General features: G+C 61.6%; 20 protein-coding genes. 6 read left to right on the top strand and 14 right to left on the bottom strand.

The genetic code is table 11. The features are described from left to right. Positions 1-120 precede the first annotated feature (120 nt). Complete coding sequence (locus tag ACNFHO_RS08315) at positions 121-1,890, top strand: acyl-CoA dehydrogenase C-terminal domain-containing protein (protein ID WP_416765945.1); 1,770 nt, start codon at positions 121-123, stop codon at positions 1,888-1,890. A 265-nt stretch (positions 1,891-2,155) separates the two neighbouring features. Here the strand turns inward: ACNFHO_RS08315 and ACNFHO_RS08310 are convergent, their stop codons facing one another. Beyond that, positions 2,156-3,082: a LysR family transcriptional regulator gene (locus tag ACNFHO_RS08310; RefSeq protein ID WP_054892194.1), complete on the bottom strand. Its 927-nt coding sequence runs from the start codon at positions 3,080-3,082 to the stop codon at positions 2,156-2,158. A gap of 209 nt (positions 3,083-3,291) precedes the next feature. Here ACNFHO_RS08310 and ACNFHO_RS08305 point away from each other — a divergent pair, with 209 nt between their 5' ends. Next, on the top strand, positions 3,292-4,569 hold the full coding sequence (locus ACNFHO_RS08305) for an aspartate aminotransferase family protein (protein WP_416765943.1): 1,278 nt from the start codon (positions 3,292-3,294) through the stop codon (positions 4,567-4,569). A gap of 154 nt (positions 4,570-4,723) precedes the next feature. Next, the gene (locus ACNFHO_RS08300; protein ID WP_003177654.1) at positions 4,724-4,882 is read left to right on the top strand and encodes a YqaE/Pmp3 family membrane protein; all 159 of its coding nucleotides are present in this window, start codon (positions 4,724-4,726) and stop codon (positions 4,880-4,882) included. A 27-nt stretch (positions 4,883-4,909) separates the two neighbouring features. On the opposite strand, the gene ACNFHO_RS08295 is transcribed toward ACNFHO_RS08300, so the two are convergent. From ACNFHO_RS08295 to ACNFHO_RS08250, 10 genes are all read right to left on the bottom strand, one after another. Beyond that, on the bottom strand, positions 4,910-6,733 hold the full coding sequence (locus tag ACNFHO_RS08295) for a S9 family peptidase (protein ID WP_416765941.1): 1,824 nt from the start codon (positions 6,731-6,733) through the stop codon (positions 4,910-4,912). Beyond that, positions 6,699-7,847: a pyrroloquinoline quinone biosynthesis protein PqqE gene (gene pqqE / locus ACNFHO_RS08290; protein WP_054892197.1), complete on the bottom strand. Its 1,149-nt coding sequence runs from the start codon at positions 7,845-7,847 to the stop codon at positions 6,699-6,701. Before pqqE ends, ACNFHO_RS08295 begins: the two co-directional genes overlap by 35 nt. After that, a complete protein-coding gene (gene pqqD, locus ACNFHO_RS08285; protein ID WP_416765939.1) occupies positions 7,819-8,094 on the bottom strand; it encodes a pyrroloquinoline quinone biosynthesis peptide chaperone PqqD in 276 nt (91 codons plus the stop codon). The genes pqqE and pqqD overlap by 29 nt, the downstream gene beginning before the upstream one ends. Beyond that, a complete protein-coding gene (gene pqqC, locus ACNFHO_RS08280) occupies positions 8,091-8,846 on the bottom strand; it encodes a pyrroloquinoline-quinone synthase PqqC (RefSeq protein WP_054892199.1) in 756 nt (251 codons plus the stop codon). Before pqqC ends, pqqD begins: the two co-directional genes overlap by 4 nt. Positions 8,847-8,855: 9 nt before the next feature. Continuing rightward, a complete protein-coding gene (gene pqqB, locus ACNFHO_RS08275) occupies positions 8,856-9,767 on the bottom strand; it encodes a pyrroloquinoline quinone biosynthesis protein PqqB (protein WP_416765936.1) in 912 nt (303 codons plus the stop codon). Positions 9,768-9,839: 72 nt separating this feature from the next. Beyond that, positions 9,840-9,917 (bottom strand): pyrroloquinoline quinone precursor peptide PqqA, encoded by a 78-nt coding sequence (gene pqqA, locus ACNFHO_RS08270; RefSeq protein ID WP_081255326.1) that lies wholly within the window; start codon positions 9,915-9,917, stop codon positions 9,840-9,842. A gap of 167 nt (positions 9,918-10,084) precedes the next feature. Further along, positions 10,085-12,418 carry a pyrroloquinoline quinone biosynthesis protein PqqF gene (gene pqqF, locus ACNFHO_RS08265; protein ID WP_416765934.1) on the bottom strand — a complete coding sequence of 778 codons (2,334 nt, stop codon included), beginning with the start codon at positions 12,416-12,418 and terminating at the stop codon, positions 10,085-10,087. A gap of 91 nt (positions 12,419-12,509) precedes the next feature. After that, complete coding sequence (locus tag ACNFHO_RS08260; protein ID WP_112897171.1) at positions 12,510-13,304, bottom strand: carbon-nitrogen hydrolase family protein; 795 nt, start codon at positions 13,302-13,304, stop codon at positions 12,510-12,512. Positions 13,305-13,319: 15 nt separating this feature from the next. Continuing rightward, positions 13,320-15,002: a flavin monoamine oxidase family protein gene (locus ACNFHO_RS08255; protein ID WP_054892203.1), complete on the bottom strand. Its 1,683-nt coding sequence runs from the start codon at positions 15,000-15,002 to the stop codon at positions 13,320-13,322. 165 nt (positions 15,003-15,167) lie between these two features. Next, positions 15,168-15,629 carry an Lrp/AsnC family transcriptional regulator gene (locus ACNFHO_RS08250; RefSeq protein ID WP_063542364.1) on the bottom strand — a complete coding sequence of 154 codons (462 nt, stop codon included), beginning with the start codon at positions 15,627-15,629 and terminating at the stop codon, positions 15,168-15,170. Positions 15,630-15,839: 210 nt separating this feature from the next. Between ACNFHO_RS08250 and ACNFHO_RS08245 the strand changes: the two genes are divergently transcribed. Next, on the top strand, positions 15,840-16,490 hold the full coding sequence (locus tag ACNFHO_RS08245) for a hypothetical protein (protein ID WP_253781889.1): 651 nt from the start codon (positions 15,840-15,842) through the stop codon (positions 16,488-16,490). A gap of 20 nt (positions 16,491-16,510) precedes the next feature. After that, complete coding sequence (locus ACNFHO_RS08240; RefSeq protein WP_063542366.1) at positions 16,511-17,059, top strand: serine acetyltransferase; 549 nt, start codon at positions 16,511-16,513, stop codon at positions 17,057-17,059. A gap of 15 nt (positions 17,060-17,074) precedes the next feature. Here the strand turns inward: ACNFHO_RS08240 and ACNFHO_RS08235 are convergent, their stop codons facing one another. Continuing rightward, positions 17,075-18,295, bottom strand: a complete 1,221-nt coding sequence (locus tag ACNFHO_RS08235) for an MFS transporter (protein ID WP_416765930.1) — start codon at positions 18,293-18,295, stop codon at positions 17,075-17,077. A gap of 87 nt (positions 18,296-18,382) precedes the next feature. Between ACNFHO_RS08235 and ACNFHO_RS08230 the strand changes: the two genes are divergently transcribed. Next, positions 18,383-18,943: a TetR/AcrR family transcriptional regulator gene (locus ACNFHO_RS08230; RefSeq protein WP_063542370.1), complete on the top strand. Its 561-nt coding sequence runs from the start codon at positions 18,383-18,385 to the stop codon at positions 18,941-18,943. A gap of 735 nt (positions 18,944-19,678) precedes the next feature. Here the strand turns inward: ACNFHO_RS08230 and ACNFHO_RS08225 are convergent. Both ACNFHO_RS08225 and ACNFHO_RS08220 read right to left on the bottom strand, forming a co-directional pair. Next, entirely contained in the window at positions 19,679-20,620 is a 942-nt protein-coding gene (locus ACNFHO_RS08225) for a nucleotide kinase domain-containing protein (RefSeq protein ID WP_416765927.1), read from the bottom strand. Between the two features lies 1 nt (position 20,621). Next, a complete protein-coding gene (locus tag ACNFHO_RS08220; RefSeq protein ID WP_416765926.1) occupies positions 20,622-21,395 on the bottom strand; it encodes a dCTP deaminase domain-containing protein in 774 nt (257 codons plus the stop codon).

The following is a 21,395-nucleotide window of genomic DNA, read 5'->3' as shown; positions in this document are numbered from 1 at the left end:
TAGTTGACTATATGGTCGCGTGATGACCCTATGTCTCGTAAAAGTTGTTCGGTTACACTGCTTCCAACCCAGTGTGCGGCCCATGGCGGCCGCCCCCGACTCTGCTAGCGAGAGGTTGTCATGGCCGACTATAAAGCGCCCCTGCGCGATATGCGCTTCGTACTCAATGAAGTCTTCAAGGTTGCCGATCTCTGGTCCCAGTTGCCGGGGCTGGCTGAGGTTGTCGACGCCGAAACTGCCCTGGCCGTGCTGGAAGAGGCAGGCAAGGTCACCAGCAAGAGCATTGCGCCCCTGAGCCGCGCCGCTGATGAAGAAGGCTGCCACTGGGACAATGGCGCGGTCCGCACCCCGGCCGGGTTCATCGAGGCTTACCAGACCTACGCCGAAGGCGGCTGGGTCGGTGTCGGCGGGGATCCGCTGTTTGGTGGCATGGGCATGCCCAAGGCCATCTCGGCCCAGGTCGAGGAAATGGTCAACGCCTCTAGCCTGTCGTTCGGGCTGTATCCCATGCTCACCGCAGGTGCCTGCCTGTCGATCAACGCCCACGCCAGCCAAGCGTTGAAGGAAAAGTATCTGCCGAACATGTACGCCGGCGTCTGGGCCGGCTCCATGTGCCTGACCGAACCCCATGCCGGCACCGACCTGGGCATCATCCGCACCAAGGCCGAGCCGCAGGCCGACGGCAGCTACAAGGTCAGCGGCACCAAGATCTTCATCACCGGTGGCGAGCACGACCTGACCGAAAACATCATCCACCTCGTGCTGGCCAAGCTGCCGGACGCGCCGGCTGGTCCGAAAGGCATCTCGCTGTTCCTGGTGCCCAAGTACCTGGTCAACGACGATGGCAGCCTGGGTGCGCGCAACCCGGCCACCTGTGGCTCGATCGAACACAAGATGGGCATCCAGGCTTCGGCCACCTGCGTGATGAACTTCGACGAGGCAATCGGCTATATCGTCGGTGAGCCGAACAAAGGCCTGGCGGCGATGTTCACCATGATGAACTACGAGCGCCTGGGTGTCGGTATCCAAGGCCTGGCGTCGGCCGAGCGCTCTTACCAGAATGCCGTCGAATACGCCCGCGACCGCTTGCAGAGCCGCGCACCGACGGGCCCGCAAGCCAAGGACAAGGTCGCCGACCCGATCATCGTCCACCCCGACGTGCGCCGCATGCTGCTCACCATGAAAGCGCTGATCGAAGGCGGTCGGGCGTTTTCCACCTATGTCGCCATGCAACTGGACAGCGCCAAGTTCAGCGAAGACGCCGCTACGCGCAAACGCAGCGAGGAACTGGTGGCCTTGCTGACGCCGGTGGCCAAGGCCTTCCTCACCGACCTCGGCCTGGAGTGCACCGTACATGGCCAGCAAGTGTTCGGTGGACACGGCTACATTCGCGAATGGGGCCAGGAGCAGTTGGTGCGCGATGTGCGCATCACGCAGATCTACGAGGGCACCAACGGCATCCAGGCCCTGGACCTGATGGGGCGCAAGGTGGTGGCCAGCGGCGGCGCGTACTACCGTCTGTTCGCTGACGAGATCCGTCAGTTCCTCGGCGCTGCCGACGACGAGTTCACGCGGCCGCTGGGTGCTGCGCTGGATCAGCTCGACGGCTTGACCGAGTGGGTGCTGGAGCAGGCGAAAGGCAACCCCAACGAAATTGGTGCCGCCTCGGTCGAGTACCTGCATGCGTTCGGCTACGTGGCCTATGGCTACATGTGGGCATTGATGGCCCGTGCTGCGCAGGTAGGCGAGGGCGACGAGGCCTTCTATGGTGCGAAGCTAGGGACGGCGCGCTTCTACTTCGCCCGCCTGCTGCCAAGGCTGGATTCGTTGGTGGCTTCGGTAAAGGCGGGCAGCGAGTCATTGTACCTGCTGGACGCCGCGCAATTCTGATCGAGGAGTCGGGGTTTTCGAGTGCAAACGGGACGTTCTGAAAACCTCGGCCTTGTAAGCTTTTTCCTACATTACGTGGTGACTTTTCTCCTCTTTCCTAAGATTGGATCCACGGTTAATCTTTCTTACATGGACGGAGCGCAGGAAGCGCAAAGGACAGAACAGGGACACGTAGGATTTCCCGCTAGGATGGTGGGACGATAAGGATGTCAGGGAAACAGTCTGGAGAACCCCGCCTCGGCGGGGTTTTCTTTGTCTGGCGTTTTTATGCGCCGCGCCCATCCAGTGTCTGCACGCCAGCCTGGCGGGCATCGCTCTCCTCCTCAAGCAGGGTGCGCAGCAACTCCACCGATGCCTGCTGGCGCTGGGCATCGCGAAACACCAGGCCCACCTTCAGCGGCACCCGCGGCTCGCTCAGGGGTTTCCACAGCAGTGCCTGATCGTCTTCGGCCGCTTCCTTGGCCCGCCCCGGAAGGATGGTCGCCAGGGCGGTATTGGCCAGGCTGTCGAGAATCCCCCCCATGTTGTTCATCTCTGCCTGCACCTGCGGCCTGCGCCCGAGGTTGGCCAGTTGTGCCTTCCAGATCTGTCGGATCTGAAATTCCTCCCCCAGCATCAGCAGCGGCAGTTCGGCGGCTTGTCTGATCGAGACCTTCTTGAAGTCTTTCAGTGGATGCGTATTGGGGATGACAAGCTGCAGTTCATCTTCGTACAACAACAGCCCGTGCAGCCCAGGCTGACGTGGCGGCAGGTAGCTGATGCCGATATCCAGGCTGCCGTTGAGTAGCCGCCGCTCGATTTCCAGCCCCGACAGTTCGTAGATCTGTACGACCAGGTGTGGCTGGGCCTTGCGCAGTTTCTCCAGCAGCCGCGGCACCAGGCTCGGGCGTACGGTCTGCAGCACACCGATGGCCAAGGTGCGCAAGGACTGGCCCTTGAACCCCTGCATGGCTTCCTGGGCGCGCTGCAGCCCGTCGAGCAGGGGCAATGCGTGGTTGTAGAGGGTGTGCGCGGCGAGTGTCGGCAGCAGGCGTTTGTTGCTGCGCTCGAACAGGTTCAGGTCAAGGCTGTGCTCAAGCTGGCGGATCTGTTGCGACAGTGCCGGTTGCGACAGTGACAGACGCTCAGCAGCCCGCCCCACATGGCCTTCTTCATAGACCGCGACGAAATAACGCAGTTGGCGAAAATCCATAAGAAATACTTATCGAAAAAGCTGAAAAATCGAAATGGCCGCGAAGCGCCGGTACGCCTAGTCTATCGCCGTATTCCGGAGGGCTGAAGCGATCCGCCCGGTTCATTGTTGCCCCGGATGAGAAACACTTTTGATAGGCAAGGCAAAATATCCGACCTCAGGCGAAGACCGGGGCGCCTTGCCGTCCCCGTGATTGCCTTGGAGTCATCATGAACCTGTTCAAGCTGCGTCGTTCGGCTGCGGCCGTTGCCGGGCCCGTGCAGAGTCCGACGCATGAGGCGCAGCCCTCGCCGTTGTCCCGCGAGTGGCTGATGCCTGGCCGCGAGCGCGCACCTCAGGTGTTCGTGCGGGGTCAGGGTTCGTGGTTGTGGGACGACCAGGGGCATGCGTACCTGGACTTCACCCAGGGCTGCGCGGTCAACAGCCTCGGGCACAGCCCTGAAGCGCTGGCCAGAGCCCTCGGCAGCCAGGCCCAGGCCCTGATCAATCCGGGCGCGGGCTTTCACAGCTCGGCGCTGCTGGCGTTGGCCGGGCGCTTGTGCCAAAGCACCGGCAGCGACCAGGCGTACCTGCTCAACAGTGGCGCCGAGGCTTGCGAGGGCGCAATCAAGCTTGCGCGCAAATGGGGCCAGCTGCATCGCGGCGGCGCCTATCACATCATCACGGCCAGCCAGGCCTGCCATGGCCGCAGCCTTGGCGCGCTGTCGGCGTCCGACCCGCTGCCGTGCAACCGCTGCGAACCGGGATTGCCAGGCTTCAGCAAGGTGCCGTTCAACGACCTGGCTGCGCTGCATGCCGAGGTCGACTCGCGCACCGTGGCGATCATGCTCGAGCCGATCCAGGGCGAAGCCGGCGTGATTCCGGCGACACGTGAATACCTGCAGGGAGTCGAAAAGCTCTGCCGCGAGCTGGGCATCCTGTTGATTCTCGACGAAGTGCAGACCGGTATCGGCCGTTGTGGCGCGCTGCTGGCCGAACAGACCTACGGCGTGCGTGCCGACATCCTCACCTTGGGCAAGGGCCTGGGTGGTGGGGTGCCGCTGGCGGCCCTGCTGGCCCGCGGTACGGCCTGCTGCGCCGCGCCGGGCGAGCTCGAGGGCAGCCACCACGGCAACGCCCTGATGAGCGCGGCGGGCCTGGCGGTGCTGGATACCGTGCTGGCGCCGGGTTTTCTCGAGAAGGTGCATGACAGCGGCCGGCACCTGCGCGAGGGTCTTAGCCGTCTGGCGGGGCGCTACGGGCAGGGCGAGGTGCGGGGCCAAGGGTTGTTATGGGCGTTGCAGTTGCGTGAAGCCCTGGCCCAGGAACTGGTCGAGGCCGCACTGCACGAAGGCCTGCTGCTCAATGCCCCGCAAGCGGATGTGGTGCGCTTCTCGCCGGCGCTGACCGTTAGCCGGGGCAATATCGACGAAATGTTGCAGCGGTTATCCCGGGCCTTCGCCCGCTTGCATTCCCACCCACAGGTTCGCCGCGAAGCGACGGCCTGACCACCGAATTTCAACGAACCGTCTCGCGTTCCTGCGCATCGCCCTTGGCCAGCTGTATTTGGCCCGGGGCGTTTTTTTTCAGGCGTGATATCAGTGTGGAACCTCCAGCGAAGCGCACTAGTCTGTGTTGAGAACCATCCCAGGAGAGCTTCACATGGACTTCATTCGTATCATCATCGCTATTCTTCTGCCGCCTTTGGGCGTGTTCCTGCAGGTTGGCTTCGGCGGCGCGTTCTGGTTGAACATCCTGCTGACCCTGTTGGGCTACATTCCGGGGATCGTGCACGCGGTGTACATCATCGCCAAGCGCTAGCGCATGAGGGGGCCGGGCGCGGCCCCCTCAACCCGCCAACACCCGGCAATAAAACCGCCATTCCTCCTCCAGCGCATGGGCAAGGTTCTGTGCCTTGCGAAAACCATGACGCTCCTCAGGGTAGAAGTGCCCAACCGCTTCGATGCCATTGGCTCTCAGCGCCTCCAGCATGCTGCGGGTCTGTTCCGGCACTACCACCGCATCCAGCTCACCCTGGAAGAAGATCACTGGCGCCTTGATCCGCTCAGCATGCAGTAGCGGCGTGCGTTGCCGGTAGCGCTCGGCATCTTGCTGCGGGTCGCCGATCAGCCAGTCCAGGTAATCGCCTTCGAACTTGTGAGTCGCCTTGCCCAACGCGATGGGATCACTGACGCCATAGAGGCTGGCGCCCGCGCGGAATACGTCGTGGAAGGCCAGGGCACACAGGGTGGTGTAGCCGCCGGCACTGCCGCCGCGAATGAACGCCTTGTCCGCGTCTATCAAGCCTTGCCCGGCGAGGAAGGCAACGGCGGCGCAGGCGTCCTGCACGTCGATTTCGCCCCAGCGCAGGTGCAATGCCTGGCGATAGGCGCGGCCATAGCCGCTGCTGCCGCGATAGTTGAGGTCGGCGACGGCGAAACCACGCTGGGTCCAGTACTGGATGCGTGCGTCGAGTACCGGGTAGCAGGCCGAGGTCGGGCCTCCGTGGATGAACACCACCAGCGGGGGTGTGTGCTGGCTGTCCATGGCTGGGTAGAAGAATCCATGGGCCAGGGCGTCGCCACTCGGGTAGCGGATGGGCTGTGGATAACTGATGCGCTCGGCTGGCAGTACCTCGCCGCCACCTGCCAGGACCCGCCTGCGCTGGCCGTCGCGTGCGATGGCGAGGATTGCCGGTGGGCGCGTGGGTGAGGCGGCGATGGCATAGAGGTGCTGTGCGTCCATCGCCAGGCTGCGAAACCGCGTGTAGTCCTCGGCGAACACTTGCAGGTCTTGGTCTTCGCTGCGAATCGCCAGCTTGCCGAAGCCGTTGTCGAACCAGGTCGCGAGATAGCCTTGCGGGCCCAGGGGCAGCCAGGTGCAGGCGCCCAGTTGCCACGGCGCAGCAGCGTGGTCGGCAGCTTCGGCAGGGATAGCCTGCCAGCCGCCGTCGAACTCGCCCCAGGGCTGCCAGAAGCCGTTGCGGTCGGACAGGCAATACAGCCTGCCGTCAGTGTCGAAGCGAGGCTGTTGCAGGGACTCGTCCTGGCCGGCCACGCAGTGCGTCGGCCCCCAGTGTCCGTCGGCTTGCCGCGCGCGACTCATCAGGCGGGTGAGGGTCCAAGGCTGCGCCGGGCGATCCCATTCGATCCACGCCAGGCGCTGACCGTCGGGGCTCAGAACAGGGGAGGCGTAGAAGTCGGCACCTTCGGCCAGTACTTGGCGCATGCCTGCGGCCAGCCTCACCAAGCGGTGCTCGACGCATTCGCCATGCCGCTCCTCGACCGCCAGCACCTGGCCGTCATGCCATTGCAGGTCGCCATAGCGGCATTCTGAGGCTGCTGTCAGTGCTTGGGGGGGCGAGCCGTCCAGCGCCTGGCTGTAGACCTGCTGGTCCTTCTCGTTGACGAAGACCACCGTCTGCGGGGCCAGGCAGAAACTGCCGCCGCCGTATTCATACACTCGGCTGCGCGCGCTGAAACCGTCCGGTGTCAGGCAGTGGGCCTGCTGCTGGCGCCAGTGCCAGATACGGCAGGCGCCATCGGCGGGGCGGAATTCGTTCCAGAACAGCCCCTGCTCGCCGACCTTGAGTTCGGCGAAGTCGGTGCCGGCGGCCACCGCCTGGGTGGCGCTGAACTCAGCCGCGGGCGATGACACGGGAGTTGCGCTCATTGCGGAAGGTCATCTGTTCGATGTTCATCTGAGCGGTCTGCGCCTCCTCGCGGGCCTTGAGAATGATGCCGTGATCCGGCGACTTGGCGCACACCGGGTCGGCCTTGCTGGCATCGCCAGTGAGCATGAAGGCCTGACAGCGGCAACCGCCAAAGTCCTTTTCCTTTTCGTCGCACGAACGGCAGGGTTCGGGCATCCAGTCGTAACCGCGAAAGCGGTTGAAGCCGAACGAGTCGTACCAGATATGCCGCAGGTCGTGGTCGCGCACGTTGGGAAACTGCACCGGCAACTGACGCGCGCCATGACAGGGCAGGGCGGTGCCGTCGGGGGTGATGGTCAGGAACAGGCTGCCCCAGCCGTTCATGCAGGCCTTGGGGCGTTCTTCATAGTAGTCGGGGGTGACGAAGATCAGTTTGCACGGGTTGCCGTCGGCTTTCAGCCGTTCACGGTACTGGTTGGTGATGCGCTCGGCGCGTTCGAGCTGCTCTTTGGTCGGCAGCAAGCCCAGGCGATTGAGGTGCGCCCAGCCGTAGAACTGACAGGTGGCAAGTTCGACGAAGTCGGCTTCGAGGGCGATGCACAGCTCGATGATGCGGTCGATCCGGTCGATGTTGTGCCGGTGGGTGACGAAGTTCAGTACCATCGGATAACCGTGGGCCTTCACCGCGCGCGCCATTTCCAGCTTCTGCGCAAAGGCCTTCTTCGAGCCGGCCAGCAGGTTGTTCACCTGTTCGTCGCTGGCCTGGAAGCTGATCTGGATATGGTCCAGACCGGCCTGCTTGAACGCGGCGATCTTCTGCTCGGTGAGGCCGATGCCGGAGGTGATCAGGTTGGTGTAGTAGCCCAGGCGCCGGGCCTCGCCGATCAGCTCGGCGAGGTCCTGGCGCACCAGTGGCTCGCCGCCGGAAAAGCCGATCTGCGCCGCGCCCATTTCACGGGCCTGTGCCATCACCTCGAACCACTGTTCGGTACTCAGCTCCTTGCCCTGGGCGGCGAAGTCCAACGGGTTGGAGCAGTACGGGCACTGCAGCGGGCAGCGATAGGTCAGCTCCGCCAGCAGCCACAACGGCAGGCCGACCGGCACCTCAGGCGAGGGTGATCCAGTGTTCGGCACGGGCCACCTCCATGAACTGCTCGATGTCCTCGGCCACTTCCGGGATACCGGGGAATTGCTTTTCGAGCTCAGCGATGATCGCCGCGACATCGCGTTGGCCATCGACCAGCCCACCGATCAGGCCGGCACTGTCGTTGAGCTTGATCATGCCTTCGGGGTACAGCAGCACGTGGCCCTTCTGCGCGGGTTCGTACTGGAAGCGGTAGCCGGTGCGCCAGTTCGGCACCAGTGTGCGGTCGAGACTCATAGTGCGATCCCCTTGTGCCAGACCCGTTCGCTTGTGACGCTGTGATAGGGCGGGCGGTTCAGTTCATAGGCCATGCTCATGGCATCGAGCATGCTCCAGAGGATATCCAGCTTGAACTGCAGGATTTCCAGCATACGCTCCTGCCCTTCGCGCGTGGTGTAGTGCTGCAGGGTAATCGCCAGGCCATGCTCTACATCGCGTCGGGCCTGGCCCAGGCGGGTGCGGAAGTACTCGTAGCCGGCCGGATCGATCCAGGGATAGTGCTGCGGCCAGCTGTCCAGGCGCGACTGGTGGATCTGCGGGGCGAACAGCTCGGTCAGCGAGCTGCTGGCCGCTTCTTGCCAGGATGCACGGCGGGCGAAGTTGACATAGGCGTCGACGGCGAAGCGCACGCCGGGCAGCACCAGTTCCTGCGAACGCAGTTGCTCCGGGTCCAGGCCCACCGCCTGGCCGAGGCGCAGCCAGGCTTCGATGCCGCCGTCCTCGCCGGGGGCGCCGTCGTGGTCGAGCAGGCGCTGGATCCACTCGCGGCGTACTTCGCGGTCCGGGCAATTGGCCAGGATCGCGGCATCCTTCATGGGGATGTTCACCTGGTAGTAGAAGCGGTTGGCCACCCAGCCCTGGATCTGCTCGCGCGTGGCGCGGCCCTGGTACATCGCCACGTGGTAGGGGTGATGGATGTGGTAGTAGGCGCCCTTGGCGCGCAGGGCCTGCTCGAACTCGGCAGGGGACATCGGCAGTGCGTCGCTCATCAGGCCTCCTTACAACTCGATGCTCATGCCATCGTAGGCGACTTCCACGCCACGGCGCTGGACTTCGGCGCGCTCCGGGGAGTCCTCGTCGAGAATCGGGTTGGTGTTGTTGATGTGGATAAGCACCTTGCGCTGGCGTGGGAAGGCATCGAGCACCTCCAGCATGCCACCGGGGCCGTTCTGGGCCAGGTGGCCCATTTCGCGGCCGGTGCGGGTGCCGACACCGCGGCGCTGCATTTCATCGTCTTCCCACAGGGTGCCGTCGACCAGCAGGCAATCGGCGCCGTGCATCATCTCCAGCAGGTTGTCGTCGACCTGACCCAGCCCCGGCGCGTAGAACAGCTTGCCGCCAGTGCGCAGGTCCTCGACCAGCAGGCCAAGGTTGTCGCCTGGGTGCGGGTCGAAACGGTGCGGCGAGTAGGGTGGCGCCGCGCTGCGCAATGGGAAGGGCGTGAATTGCAGATCAGGGCAGGCGGGGATGACGAAGCTGCCTTGCAGCTCGATGCGATTCCACTGCAGGCCACCGTTCCAGTGGCTGAGCATGGTGAACAGCGGGAAGCCGGTGCTCAGGTCCTGGTGGACCATGTCGGTGCACCAGACCTGGTGCGGGCAGCCTTCGCGCAGGCTGAGCAGGCCGGTGGTGTGGTCGATCTGGCTGTCGAGCAGGACGATCGCGTCGATACCGGTGTCGCGCAGGGCACGTGCCGGCTGCATCGGTGCAAAGGCCTGGAGCTGGGCGCGGATGTCGGGCGAAGCGTTGCACAGGATCCAGTGCTCACCGTCGTCGGACAGGGCAATGGACGACTGGGTGCGTGCCGTTGCGCGCAGGCTGCCATCGCGAAAGCCCTTGCAGTTGACGCAGTTGCAGTTCCACTGGGGGAAACCGCCACCGGCGGCGGAACCGAGAATCTGGATGTACATGGCTACTGTCTTGCCCCTGGTCCATGAAACGAAAACGCCCCGGCGGGCCGAGGCGTTGCACTGCAGCGCTGCTTAGCGGCTGGCGAAGTACATGGTGACTTCGAAGCCGATGCGCAGGTCGGTGTAAGCGGGTTTGGTCCAGGTGGTCATGGTCGAACTCCTTCCGGATGGTGTGGGTGGATGTCAGCTATCTACTTTGGTGCCGCCTGAGTCAGGAGGTTCCATTGGCTGAGATTGCGCTATCTTACAAGAAAAATTTGTACCGAAAGGTTAATTCTTCGAAAAGCGCCCTTGCAGTACAGGTAACAATCCTCGCCTCAGACAGAGAGAATTTGCTCAATGCGCGCATCCGGTGCTTCGCTGGTGGCCAGGCATAGCCAGCCGTGCTCGGCGTCCAGAAGGCGTTTCACCAGATCGTCCAGTATTGGCTGGTCTGTCCTGAGAATAGACCTGCGCAGATGGGAAAGGTCTGTCGGCTCTGTAGCCAGATATGTCTGCCAGGCCCATTCGGCGACTTCCGCATTGGCCATCGCCGGCTCCTCGAACTGCGCGGCCAGGGCCCTTACGGCGGCGGGGTCGAACGTGACGCCGTCGGCCAACAGGCTGAGCAGGTGTTCGAGAATCTGGCCGGGCGTTGCCTGTGGCGATTGCACACCGAACAGCAGGCCGCCTTGGCCTTCTATCTGACGAAAGGCGCTGAACACGGCATAGCCCAGTTGCAGTTCGACCCGCAGGCGCTGGTAAACCGGCCCTTGCAGCGCTTGCGCCAGTACCCGACCTGCGCCTTCATCGTGTGCGGGAACCGGGCAGAACAGCAGCAGCGCATGCTCGCTGCCGCCCGTGGGGTGATGCAGCCAGCGTCGGGCCGGCAACGACCGGGAGGCCGGCGGTGGCGCCTCCGTCAACCCCGGTGCATGTGCCAATACCGCGCCGAGGGCCGCTTGCGCTGCGCCATCGAAGCCGATGGCGAGGCCGTGTCGAGGCGCGCTGGCCCAGATCTGCCCAAGCATTGTCAGCTCCAGTAGGCAGGCTGGCTGTGGCTGTATGGTTGCCTCGCGCAGGTGATCTGGCAGTGCCTCGAGCAGTGCCCTGATCGGGATGTGCGCTGGCTCGGCGGGCGCAGGTGTGTGCAGCAAGTGGGGTGCAGGTTGGCGTAGGTGTTCCAAGGCCAGGTCGAGGGTGCGGATTACCGCGCCAGGCATGCCCGCACAGCGCAGTTGCCAGTGTTCGCCAATGAGAGAGAAGTCCAGCTGCAGCGAGGCGCGGCGGGCGCGTTCGAGCAGTGGTTGCAGCGCTTGTGACAGCACTGCGTGAAAGCGCTCGCGCAGGGGTGAGGCGATACGCCAGCGTAGATACAGCGTTGCGAGGCCTCGCTCGACCGGCAGGATGTCGCTGACGGTCAGATCATCCGGCAGCGCTGCGCATCCAACCGGGAGGTCGGCGATCAGCAGGGGCTCATCGTGCGGTTGCTGCCATTGGCCCTGCTCACCGCTCGGCAGATCATCGAGCAGTGCCTTGAAGGCTTTCAGTGCCTGGGCATCCAGCGCTTCGAACGGCCGCTGGGCACTGTCCCGACGGGCGAGTTCAAGTGCGCTGGCTGCTTGCTTGCGACTGTGTTGAAGGCGCATGAACTCGTTGTTGAGCGCTGCGGCGTCCAGGCGCCGCAGCGCGCCGAACCAGCCGTGCAGCAGTGCGCGAACCTCGGCTGGCGGGGCGTCCGGCTGCAGTTGCAGGCGGATGTGCCAGAGCAACTGGCCGGCAAAGGCATACAGCGAATCGCTGTGAACCTCCTGGAGCCAGCCGCGTTGGCGCAGGGCATCGAGCCAGCCGCCTGGGCGGCTGTCGTTCAGGCAGGCCTGCAGCAGGTCCAGGGCCTGCTCGGCACCTGGCGGAAGGTGCTCGTGGGCGAACAGCAAGTCAAGGCCGCCTCTGGAGGCTTCGAGCTCGATCAAGGGGGTATCGAGCAAGGGGGCGGGAGGTGTTTGCGCTTGCATTTCGCCCGCCCTGAACAGGCTGCCGAACTGCCGGCCCAGTGCTTCGAGCTGCATCAGCGATTGCGGCCCGCACAGGCTCAGATGGATCTGCCCACCGCGATAGAAGCGAGCATGGAAGTCGCCCAGCGCGCGCTGGAAAGCCGGGTCCTGCAACGCCAGGCTGTACCGGTTGCCTGCGTGGAACCCGCTCAAGGGATGATGTGGCGATACGCATTGCAACAGCCTGAACTGGCGTTGCGCCTCGGCATTGCGCGACCAGGCGATGAACTCGGCATGGATCACTTCACGCTCGCGGTGCTGGCGCGCCAGGCTCAGGTCCGGTTCGGCGAGCATCTGGCACAGGCGCTCCAGCGCTGAGCCCAGGGCCGAGACGGGCACTTCGAAGAAGAAATCGGTGGTGCGTTCGCGGGTACTGGCATTGACCTGGCCGCCGAACGCCTGGACATGCCGCATCAGCCCGTCTTCCAGCGGGAAGCGCGCGGTGCCGAGGAACAGCAGGTGCTCGAGAAAGTGCGCTATGCCTGGCCACCTCACCGGAGCGTCATGACTGCCGGCATGGACCCTCAAGGCTGCGGCGGCGCGCTTGAGGCGCGGGGCGTGGCGCAGGGTCAGGCGCAGGCCGTTGGGCAGGGTGAGTGTGTTGATAGCGTCGGTCATGAAGCGATGCTAGCGCATTTACGGCGACCGGGCCGGTGCCATCTGCCACGGTGCCGATTTCGCCGGTGAACCCGCTTCTTTGCCGTCGGCTTCAATCCTGACCGCGGTGAAGATCCCGCCGCAGGTCCGCAAGATACGGAAACGCCTCACGCCCCTTCACCACCCGTTCGTGCTCAAGGTCGGCCAGCAATTGGCATTCCTCGCGTCCGGCCATGGCCAGCAGGCTGCCGTCCGGGCCGATGATGCTGCTCTGCCCGCAATACTGGATCTCAGCCTCAGCCCCGCAGTAGTTGGCGTATACCAGATAGCACTGGTTCTCCTGCGCCCGCGAGCGCACCGTCACCTGGCAGACGAAGTCGTAGGGCGTCATGTTCGCGGTCGGCACCAGGATCAGCTCGGCACCCTCAAGCGCCAGGCGCCGGGCGTTCTCGGGGAATTCGATGTCATAGCAGATCAGCAGCCCCAGCTTCCAGCCATCGAGCTCGACCACCGGAAAGTGGTTGGCGCCCGGGCTGAACATCGAGCGGTCCAGCTCACCGTACAGGTGGGTCTTGCGGTAGTTGCACAGGCTGCGGCCGTGGGCGTCGATCAGTTGCACGCTGTTGTGAATCGAGCCGTCCTCGGCCCGCTCCGGGTAGCCATAGACGATGGCGATGCGCTGCGCCTGGGCAATCTCCACCACCGCCATGGCCGACGGTCCGTCTTCGGGTTCGGCCAGGCGCTGCACCGCTTCGGCGCCGATGTTGTAGCCGCTGAGGTACATCTCCGGGCACACCAGCATTTGCGCACCACGTGCTGCGGCCAGTTGTGCCTGGTGCTGCAAGCGTTCTAGATTGCCGGGCACGTCCAGTGGCCTGGGCGCTCCCTGGAACAGGGCGATGCGCATGAGCGCCTCCTCGTCTCAGTCAGGCAGGGCGATAGGGCCGATCTCGTGGAACACGTCGCCCGGCCCGGGATTGTCCGCATGGGTCTTGCCGCCGAAGTGGTTCATGATACCCCACACCGCATTCAGCGACGTTTGCACCGCGCCTTCGACCCAGGCCGGGGTCCAGGACACGTCGTCGCCAGCAATGAAGATGCCGCGCTGCTCGGGGGGCAGGTCCTGTTGCATGAAGTGCGCGTACATGCGCTGGTTGTAGCGGTAGTGGCCTGGCAGCGCGCCTTTGAAGGCGCCGAGGAAGTAGGGGTCGGCTTCCCAGGAGATGGTGATCGGGTCGCCGATGATGTGCCCCGCGATGTCGGTTTTCGGGTAGATCTTCTTCAGCGCATCCAGGGCAAGCTGCACGCGTTTCTCGGTCGGATGCGGCAGCATTTTCAGCGCATCGCTCATCCATGCGTACGACAGGCAGATCACTCCCGGCTTGTCGTCGCCGTTGTCGAACAGATAGGTGCCACGGGTCAGGCGATCGGTGAGCGTCATGCTCAACAGGTCGCGGCCGGTCTGCGGATCCTTGTCCTTCCAGAACGGGCGATCGACCATGACGAAGGTCTTCGACGACTGCATGTAGCGGGTGCGGTCCAGGGCCATCCACATCTTCTGCGAGAACAGCGACTCTTCGCAGTCGATCTGGGTGGTCAGCAGCCAGCTCTGGCAGGTGGTGAGCACCGCGGCGTAGTGGCGGGTGTCGCCATAGTTGTCGGTAACCGCCAGGCGGCCATCGCTGGCACGGGCGATGCGCTTGACCCCGGCCCGCGGCGCGCCGCCGTGCAGCGAGCGAAGACTGGTGCCGGCCGGCCAGTGCGCAGTGCTGTCCGGCACATGTCGCCAGATGCCCTGCGGCACTTGCTCCACACCTCCGACCACCAGGTGCTGGTGATCGTCGCAGTTGGTCATGACCACGCGGAAGATTTCCAGCATCGAGTTGGGGAAGTCCGAATCCCAGCCGCCGGTGCCGAAACCGACCTGGCCGAACACTTCCCGGTGTTGGAAGCTCAGCTTGGCGAAGGCTTTGGAGGTGGCGACGAAATCGTAGAAGGTGCGGTCGTCCCACAGCGGCACCAGGGTATCCCACAGGGCCTTCAGGCGCGGCACGTCGCGCTCGCGGATGGCCTGCTGAATCTCGCCGAAGCGTGCGCCGTCCTCCAGTGCATCGGCCCAGGCTTCGGCCACCTCGTGGAACAGGGCCGGCAGGTCGGCGGCTTTCTCGGCGTAGTAGGTCTGGCCTTCGAGGTCGATCACCGTGCTGCCCGACGCCGGGGTCAGCGGGTTGGGGAAGGGTTTCGTTTCCAGGCCGAGCTTGTCGACATAGTGGTAGAACGCGGTGGACGATACCGGGAAGCGCATGCCGCCCAGTTCGGCGACGATACCGTCGGTGCCGTTGAAGGCTTGCGAGCGCAGGCGCCCGCCGAGCTTCGAGGCTTCGTAGACGACCGGCTTGAGGCCCAGCTTCATCAGCTCGTAGGCCGCCACCAGCCCAGCGATGCCGGCACCGACGATCGCCACTTCTTCGCCATGCCTTTGCGCGGGAATGCTGCCAAGGCCTGCGGGATGCTCGAGCCAGTCATCGAAGGCGAAAGGAAAATCAGGGCCGAAGATGGTGACCGGCGGCTTGCCGTCGACGGGGTGGCGGTTTTTCTTGTTCATCTGATGACCTTGCCAGAGCGGCTGCGCTGAGAGCGGAGCCTGAGTATAGGAAATGCGTGGCGGTCATTTTATGAAGCGTGGCGTTCGTAATTAAGAGCAATAGTGGCGTCGATATGCAGGCTGATATGTCGATATGACGATCAGGATTCGCATTATGACAAACGCCTATCCAGGCTGCCCGCGATCCACCTTGCTGCTGAGGATGATCGAGGTGGTGGTCTTTTCCACCCCTTCTAGGCTGCCAATCTGGTCGAGCAACTGGTCCAGCTGTTCCGGTGAGTCACTGAGCAGCCAGGCAACGTAGTCGAACTCGCCACTCACCGCGCACAGCTGCTGTACCTGCCCCATCGCCGACAGGCGGCGCACCACTTCGCGCCCTGATCGTGGTTGCACCGTGATGCCGACATAGGCCTGCAGACCACCCCCGACCAGGCGCTGGCCCAGGCGCACGCCGTAGCCGGTGATCACCTTGTGCTTCTCCAGGCGCGCCAGACGCGACGTGACGGTGGTGCGGGCGATGCCCAGCTGGCGTGCGAGGGTAGCGACGTTTTCGCGGGCGTTGATCTGCAGCAGGGCAATGAGCTGACGATCGATTTCGTCGAGGGCGATGGCGCGGGAGTCCGGCATGACAAATCTCTGCAATGGGTGCGCTAGCCTAGCCAGACCTGGGCTCGGGCGGCAAGATGAGCCGTTCGCACGATGATGGCAAAATGATTAAATCGATTTCACTTCTGTCCTTGAGCGGGTGCGTATTATGATGCGGCACTTGGTATTTGATAATCATTCTCGCTAAAGAATTGACGCCAGAAATCCCCTCTGCCTAGCTGTAGGTGCCACGTGTCCAGCCTGTTCAAGTTCGACGTCGATGCGGCGTTCTGTGTTTCCTTGCGCGATCGGCAGGACAGCCGCGAGCGCTTCATGCGGGAAGTGGGCAGCAGGATTGGCAATCCACTGGTCTTCCACCTCAGGGACAAGGACATCAACCCGATTCGGGGCCACTACGAGTCCCATCGCGCCTTGGCGCTGATGGCCCTGGAGCACGGCTGGCAGCGCATCCTGATTTTCGAGGACGATGCCAAGCCCTACGACTGGCGTGCCACGTCGATCAACTGGATCAACCGCTTCATCGCCACCCGGCCGTTCGAGAGCCTGCACCTGGGCTATACGATGGGCCGCACCTGGCTGACCTGGTTTCCATTCATCGCCCGTGGGCGGGTCAGTGCACCGCATGCCTACATCCTTTCCCAGGAAGGCTGTCGAGTGCTGGTTGCCGCGCCCTACGACGGCAGAACGCTGGACAGCCTGTTCAAGCGACGGATCAAGCAGCACTGCGTTTACCCGATGCTGTTCCGCCGCATCAGCACTGCCGCCTCCCAGGATGCGCGTGTCGCCCGGCATGAGGATGCGCAGTGGCAGCAGAACTGGGGGCGCCACCTGCGTTCGCCGCTGAAGTATTTCTGGAAAACCTTGTTACGCTGGGGCTTTTGATAGCGCAGGGGACACCGGCATTGACCTTCGAACATCTGCTGGAGTGCTGGCGACTGGAAGTCTCCAACAAAAAGAAGCCGGGGCGATTGGTCAGTTTGCTGAGTAACGTCCTGCGTCGGTCACGCAGGGATAACAAGCTGCGCTTCCTGTTTTCCTACCGTCTGGCTCAGTACCTGGACGGCAAAGGGGGGCTGGCCCGCCGGTATGCCCGCGGCATGCAGCAGCGACTCAATCTGAAGTATGCGCTGGACATCGACATCGGCGCGCAGATTGCGCCTGGGTTGCGTATCGCCCATCTGCCAGGCGTTGTCATCACTCGGCATGTACGGATCGGGCGCAATTTCTTCATCCGCCAGAACTGCACGATCGGTATCAAGACCTTGGGGCTGGAGCACTACGCGCTGGAGATCGGCGACAACGTCAGCCTGGGTGCCAACAGTTGCATCATCGCCGACCGCCTGCGCATCGGTGACAACGTGGTGATCGGTGCGATGTCACTGGTCACCCGCGACATTCCCGCCGACACGACGTTCTACAACCCACGGCAGGCGACGCTGCTGCAGCGCTGACGGTTGCCGTGAGGTTCAGCCGACCGACGCTGCAGGCGAACGATTGCCGCGACTGCCAGACAAAAGCACCATGACTGCCGCCAGCAGCAACACACAGGCATAGGCATTGGTGGTAACGACCAGCCCGACATGCTGGGTGGCGATGCCGGCGGCAACTGCCGGCAGGCTGAAGGCCAGGTAACTCAGCACATAAAATCCGGCCATCAGCCCGCCGCGTTCGTGAGCGTGGGCCAGCGGCACGACCGAGCGCAAGGCGCCGAGAAAACCGCCACCAAAGCCCAGGCCGGCGACTGCGGTGCCGAGGAAGAACAGCCAGGCCAGGCCGCAGTCGACGCCGATCAGGGTCAGCAGCAGGCCGGTGACCAGTGCCAGGCTGCCGCGGCGCAGGATCACTTGGGCCTCGCTGTTGCGCAGGACGAAGATGCCCAGCGCGCCGCAACTGGTGAGGAGAAAGACCAAGGTGCCGCCGACCAGCGGTGCCTGCAGCCCTGTGACCTGGCGCGCGAGCGTCGGCCCCAGTGACAGGTAGAAGCCCCCCAATGCCCAGAGACTCGCATTCAGCGGTGCGATCCGCCAGAAGGCCCGCCGGGCCTGCGGCGGAATCCGCACCCGTGGCCGCAGCGAGGCCCATGCACCGGGCTGACGGCTGATGCTTTCCGGCAGGCGCGCCAGCACCAACGCGAACAACGCAAAGATCCCCAACAGAACCAGGAACACCCGGTGCAGCGGTTCGCCGGAAAACTGCATCAACGCACTACTGCCCAAGGCGCCAAGGGCCAGGCCCAGCATCGGTGTCACGCTGTTGAGCAGCGGCCCGCGCTCACGGTCGAAATCCAGCAACGCGGCGCCCAGCACACTGGTGGCAAGCCCTGTGGCGCAGCCCTGCAGCAAGCGGGCGACGATCAACGCCTCGACCGATTCTGCACGCAGGAATACCGCCATGGCCAACACCTCCAGTGCCAAGGCGGCTGCTATCACTGGGCGCCGGCCGATGTGATCGGACAGCGAGCCGCACACCAGCAATGTCAGCAGCAAGCCGCCCGCGTAGATGCTGAAGACCACACTCAGCAAGGCCGGCGAGAAGCCCCAGGTTTCGCGGTAGAGGGCGTAGAGGGGTGTCGGCGCGCTGGCCGCAGCCGAAAAGGCGATCAGTATCGCCCCCAATAACCACAGGGAGGCAGCGCGAGACAGACCGTTGCGGCGTTCGCGCATGCTTTTGGGTAAGGTATCGCTCATGGTTGCTCTCGCAAAGGCTAAGAGTTAGCTTTTGCAGACGATGAACCTGTTTCGAGATAAAAGCAAACTCTTTGCGTTAAGGTGTATATGGCGATCAATCAGGGCGTGCGTCCAGGCGGGCGTAGTGCGAGGGTCCAGGCCTCGGTCCACAATGCGGTCAATCAGCTGCTGGAGGAGCGCGAGCGTGGCGAACTGACCGTGCCGCTGATCGCTGCCCGCGCCGGAGTAACGCCTTCGACCATCTATCGACGCTGGGGCGACCTCAACGAACTGCTGGGTGACGTTGCGCTGCAGCGCATCCGCCCGGACAGCGGCCCGACCGACACCGGCAGCCTGGCTGGAGATTTGCTCGCCTGGGGCATCCAGTACATGGAAGAGACGTCATCGGTACCCGGCCGCGCCGCGGTGCTCGACTTGCTGGCGGCAGGCGGCGGCTGCTCCGGACGCTGCCTGGAAATTGCCACGGCACAGTTTGGCGCGATTCTCGAACGCGCAGTGTCACGCGGTGAGCCGGTTCCGAGCAATGATCGCGTGGTCGATAGACTGATGGCCCCGCTGGTGTACCGGATTCTGTTTTCCGGTGAGCCGCTGGAAGCGGCGTATGTGGAGGCTCTGGTGGAGGTGACGCTGGAGGGGATTGGCGGCTGAGGGTTATTCGCCTGACGTGGCCGTCCAACCAAACGCAAAAAAGCCGCGCTGATGCGCGGCTTTATCGTATCTGGTAGGCCCACACGGACTCGAACCGTGGACCAAAGGATTATGAGTTGCTTGGCTAATCGATGTGCCTAGCGAAAGCACTCAAGGCTGGGCGTAGGTTACCATAGCTGGAGACCTCATAAAACATGGCGTTGAGCGTAGTTTAGAGTAACCTTCCTCAGCTAGCGACTGTACCGCTATTGTACTGATTCATGCATCAAACAGCATCAGGGTCGCGCCGATACCAAAGCATGTTCCCTGCGATGAAATTCATTATGCGCAGTGCATAATTGATCGTTAAATGCTATCCGCCTATTTAATATGTGCGAGTCGGGCGAGTTATAGTTAGGTCTTGATTTTTTCACCATTGCCTATCCAGCGCATTGAAAAAATTGCTAAGTAGATCAAGGTTAAGTAGAAGAAATACCTAACGGCTGATTGCAATATGTGGTCAATTTTTTTAAGAGAAACTACTGCTTCTAAAATTTCTCTTTCACACAGCTGTTGAATTGTTGGTGAGGAGTTGTCGGGCGCTTTGAGTATCAAACAATTGAAGATTTCTTGCTCTGAAGGCAGTGTGTCGTAAGTGGCAATAGTCGCAAAAACTATAAATATCATAGTTCCAACTATTAGTAATCGGTGAAACTTGTTGAGGGCAAGCTTAAGGTGTATATGCATACTATGTCCTTATATGGCTACATTTTTCCATTTGCTGGGGAATGTGAACTCAATATCGCTAGGCGTCTTTTTGTAATTTTGCTTGATTCTAGAGGGCTTCTGGCTCAGGTCGGGCCTTTTTACACGCAGATACTTGTCGACCTCACAAAAAAGATTTTGGCAGTCAATTAATTGAAGCTTCCGGTTCGCCAGAAATGGAAAGTTTAACCCAAGTCTAGTAAATTCGCGATCCTGTGATTCGGTCATCATTTGTATGATGTAACTGTCTGACTTGCCATCGCTATTAGTGAAGCATTTTTTTATGCCTCTTACAGCACCTGGGCCAGCGACTACGAATTGATCTTCAGAAGCTTCAGAAAATTTGCTGTAAGCGATATCTATCGCGTATTGGTACGCCAGAAAAGGGCCTATGGTAGGTATCTTGAGGAACTCTTCATAAATTTCCCTTAGATTCTTAAGGTCCCATATGCGTTTATGTAACTCACTTTTGAGCATGAGATTTAGCATCTGCATATTGTTCTCATGCTTAACAGCGCTGCCGTACTCTTTTTTACCCGAGGGCATAATGTATGCGGCTGAGTAGATTGGATCGCCTAGGTCTTTGATGGTGCTTAGCACTGCGCAGTAGGTATCGGGATCGAAGTCTCTATAGTCGATCGTTCCTATCCGGTGTTTCAGTGGAAGCCAAGTTTTTTGACTGTTAAATATTTTGAATAGAATTGTTTGAAAAAAAATATTCTCGGCGCACGTATCGGGTACGTTGGTGACTTCTTTTATTAGGTGCTGAGTGGTTCTGTCAAGGACTCGGTAGCAATTGGTAAATTTGTATTTGCTTATAATATCGTCTGGGGTGGTTTCGAATGGGATCCCGGTTGCTCTCGACCTGAAGGCAAGCTGACGATTATAAGCAAAAGACCAATATTCATCATACGCATCGCTCTTTTTCGCCAACTTATTCCCCTGAACTCTTTTGGTTGAGTTGGCTGGGGGCTTCACTGGTCTGAGGGAATATGTTCATGCCAGTGATATCATTGATGCCGGAGAATATATAATTGCGAAGCCCGAAGCCAAGAATGGCTATGAATATAGCGAAGACCACAGTCGAGTATCTGGTTATAATTTTGCTTTCAAGTGTGAGCATTTCTTTTTTTAATGATTCGATCTCGCTTTTAAGCTTTACAGGTGAAAATACCTCGCCAGACATATTTGATATCAGCTTGCTATCGAGTGATTTTGGCGGATTAGTACCCGATTTTCGGAATTCCGGGCTAGAGTCGCGATCGAGATTTGCAAACCAAATTAAAGCGAATGGATCACCACGCTCAATTGTAATATCAAGAGGTCCGGCATTGTAGACCGAGAATGTAAGTCTACCTTTCCATCCAGGGTCTACATGAAATCCTGAGACGTTTATCAGTCCCTTAAACTTGTATGAGGCTTTAAAGGAGATTAAGGCCATAGCATTTGCTGGGACTGAGATGATTTCACTTGTCAGCAGGAATGCAAATTGGCCTTTGGGTATTACGAACTGTGACTTCTCAGCAGTGAGCTTCTTCTTGACGCCAGTATCTTTGCTATTATCAGGGTCGCTTGGGGTTATATAAACCTCATCACCAATCGTCAGCGATATAGCAGCACAGTCTACTGAAATACCGTTAGTCGTCCCGTCCTCAGTGGTTACTAAACTTTCTAGGTTTTCCTTGAGTTTATCGCCGCTCCAAAACAT

This window comes from Pseudomonas sp. NY15374, assembly GCF_048068255.1.
In the GTDB taxonomy this organism is placed as follows: Bacteria; Pseudomonadota; Gammaproteobacteria; order Pseudomonadales; family Pseudomonadaceae; genus Aquipseudomonas; species Aquipseudomonas machongensis.
The sequence above is the reverse complement of the archived record's forward strand: the minus strand, read 5'-3'. Positions and strand labels throughout refer to the sequence as shown.

Bases quoted from the DNA above. Each gene is read 5' to 3' on its own strand.
- ACNFHO_RS08315 (WP_416765945.1), top strand. From the start codon at position 121: ATGGCCGACTATAAAGCGCCCCTGCGCGATATGCGCTTCGTACTCAAT.
- ACNFHO_RS08300 (WP_003177654.1), top strand. From the start codon at position 4,724: ATGGACTTCATTCGTATCATCATCGCTATTCTTCTGCCGCCTTTGGGC.
- ACNFHO_RS08260 (WP_112897171.1), bottom strand. From the start codon at position 13,304: ATGCGCATCGCCCTGTTCCAGGGAGCGCCCAGGCCACTGGACGTGCCC.
- pqqF (WP_416765934.1), bottom strand. From the start codon at position 12,418: ATGACCGACGCTATCAACACACTCACCCTGCCCAACGGCCTGCGCCTG.
- ACNFHO_RS08250 (WP_063542364.1), bottom strand. From the start codon at position 15,629: ATGCCGGACTCCCGCGCCATCGCCCTCGACGAAATCGATCGTCAGCTC.
- ACNFHO_RS08220 (WP_416765926.1), bottom strand. From the start codon at position 21,395: ATGTTTTGGAGCGGCGATAAACTCAAGGAAAACCTAGAAAGTTTAGTA.
- ACNFHO_RS08295 (WP_416765941.1), bottom strand. From the start codon at position 6,733: ATGAGCGCAACTCCCGTGTCATCGCCCGCGGCTGAGTTCAGCGCCACC.
- pqqB (WP_416765936.1), bottom strand. From the start codon at position 9,767: ATGTACATCCAGATTCTCGGTTCCGCCGCCGGTGGCGGTTTCCCCCAG.
- ACNFHO_RS08230 (WP_063542370.1), top strand. From the start codon at position 18,383: ATGGCGATCAATCAGGGCGTGCGTCCAGGCGGGCGTAGTGCGAGGGTC.
- ACNFHO_RS08305 (WP_416765943.1), top strand. From the start codon at position 3,292: ATGAACCTGTTCAAGCTGCGTCGTTCGGCTGCGGCCGTTGCCGGGCCC.
- ACNFHO_RS08310 (WP_054892194.1), bottom strand. From the start codon at position 3,082: ATGGATTTTCGCCAACTGCGTTATTTCGTCGCGGTCTATGAAGAAGGC.
- ACNFHO_RS08255 (WP_054892203.1), bottom strand. From the start codon at position 15,002: ATGAACAAGAAAAACCGCCACCCCGTCGACGGCAAGCCGCCGGTCACC.
- pqqA (WP_081255326.1), bottom strand. From the start codon at position 9,917: ATGACCACCTGGACCAAACCCGCTTACACCGACCTGCGCATCGGCTTC.
- pqqC (WP_054892199.1), bottom strand. From the start codon at position 8,846: ATGAGCGACGCACTGCCGATGTCCCCTGCCGAGTTCGAGCAGGCCCTG.
- pqqD (WP_416765939.1), bottom strand. From the start codon at position 8,094: ATGAGTCTCGACCGCACACTGGTGCCGAACTGGCGCACCGGCTACCGC.
- ACNFHO_RS08235 (WP_416765930.1), bottom strand. From the start codon at position 18,295: ATGAGCGATACCTTACCCAAAAGCATGCGCGAACGCCGCAACGGTCTG.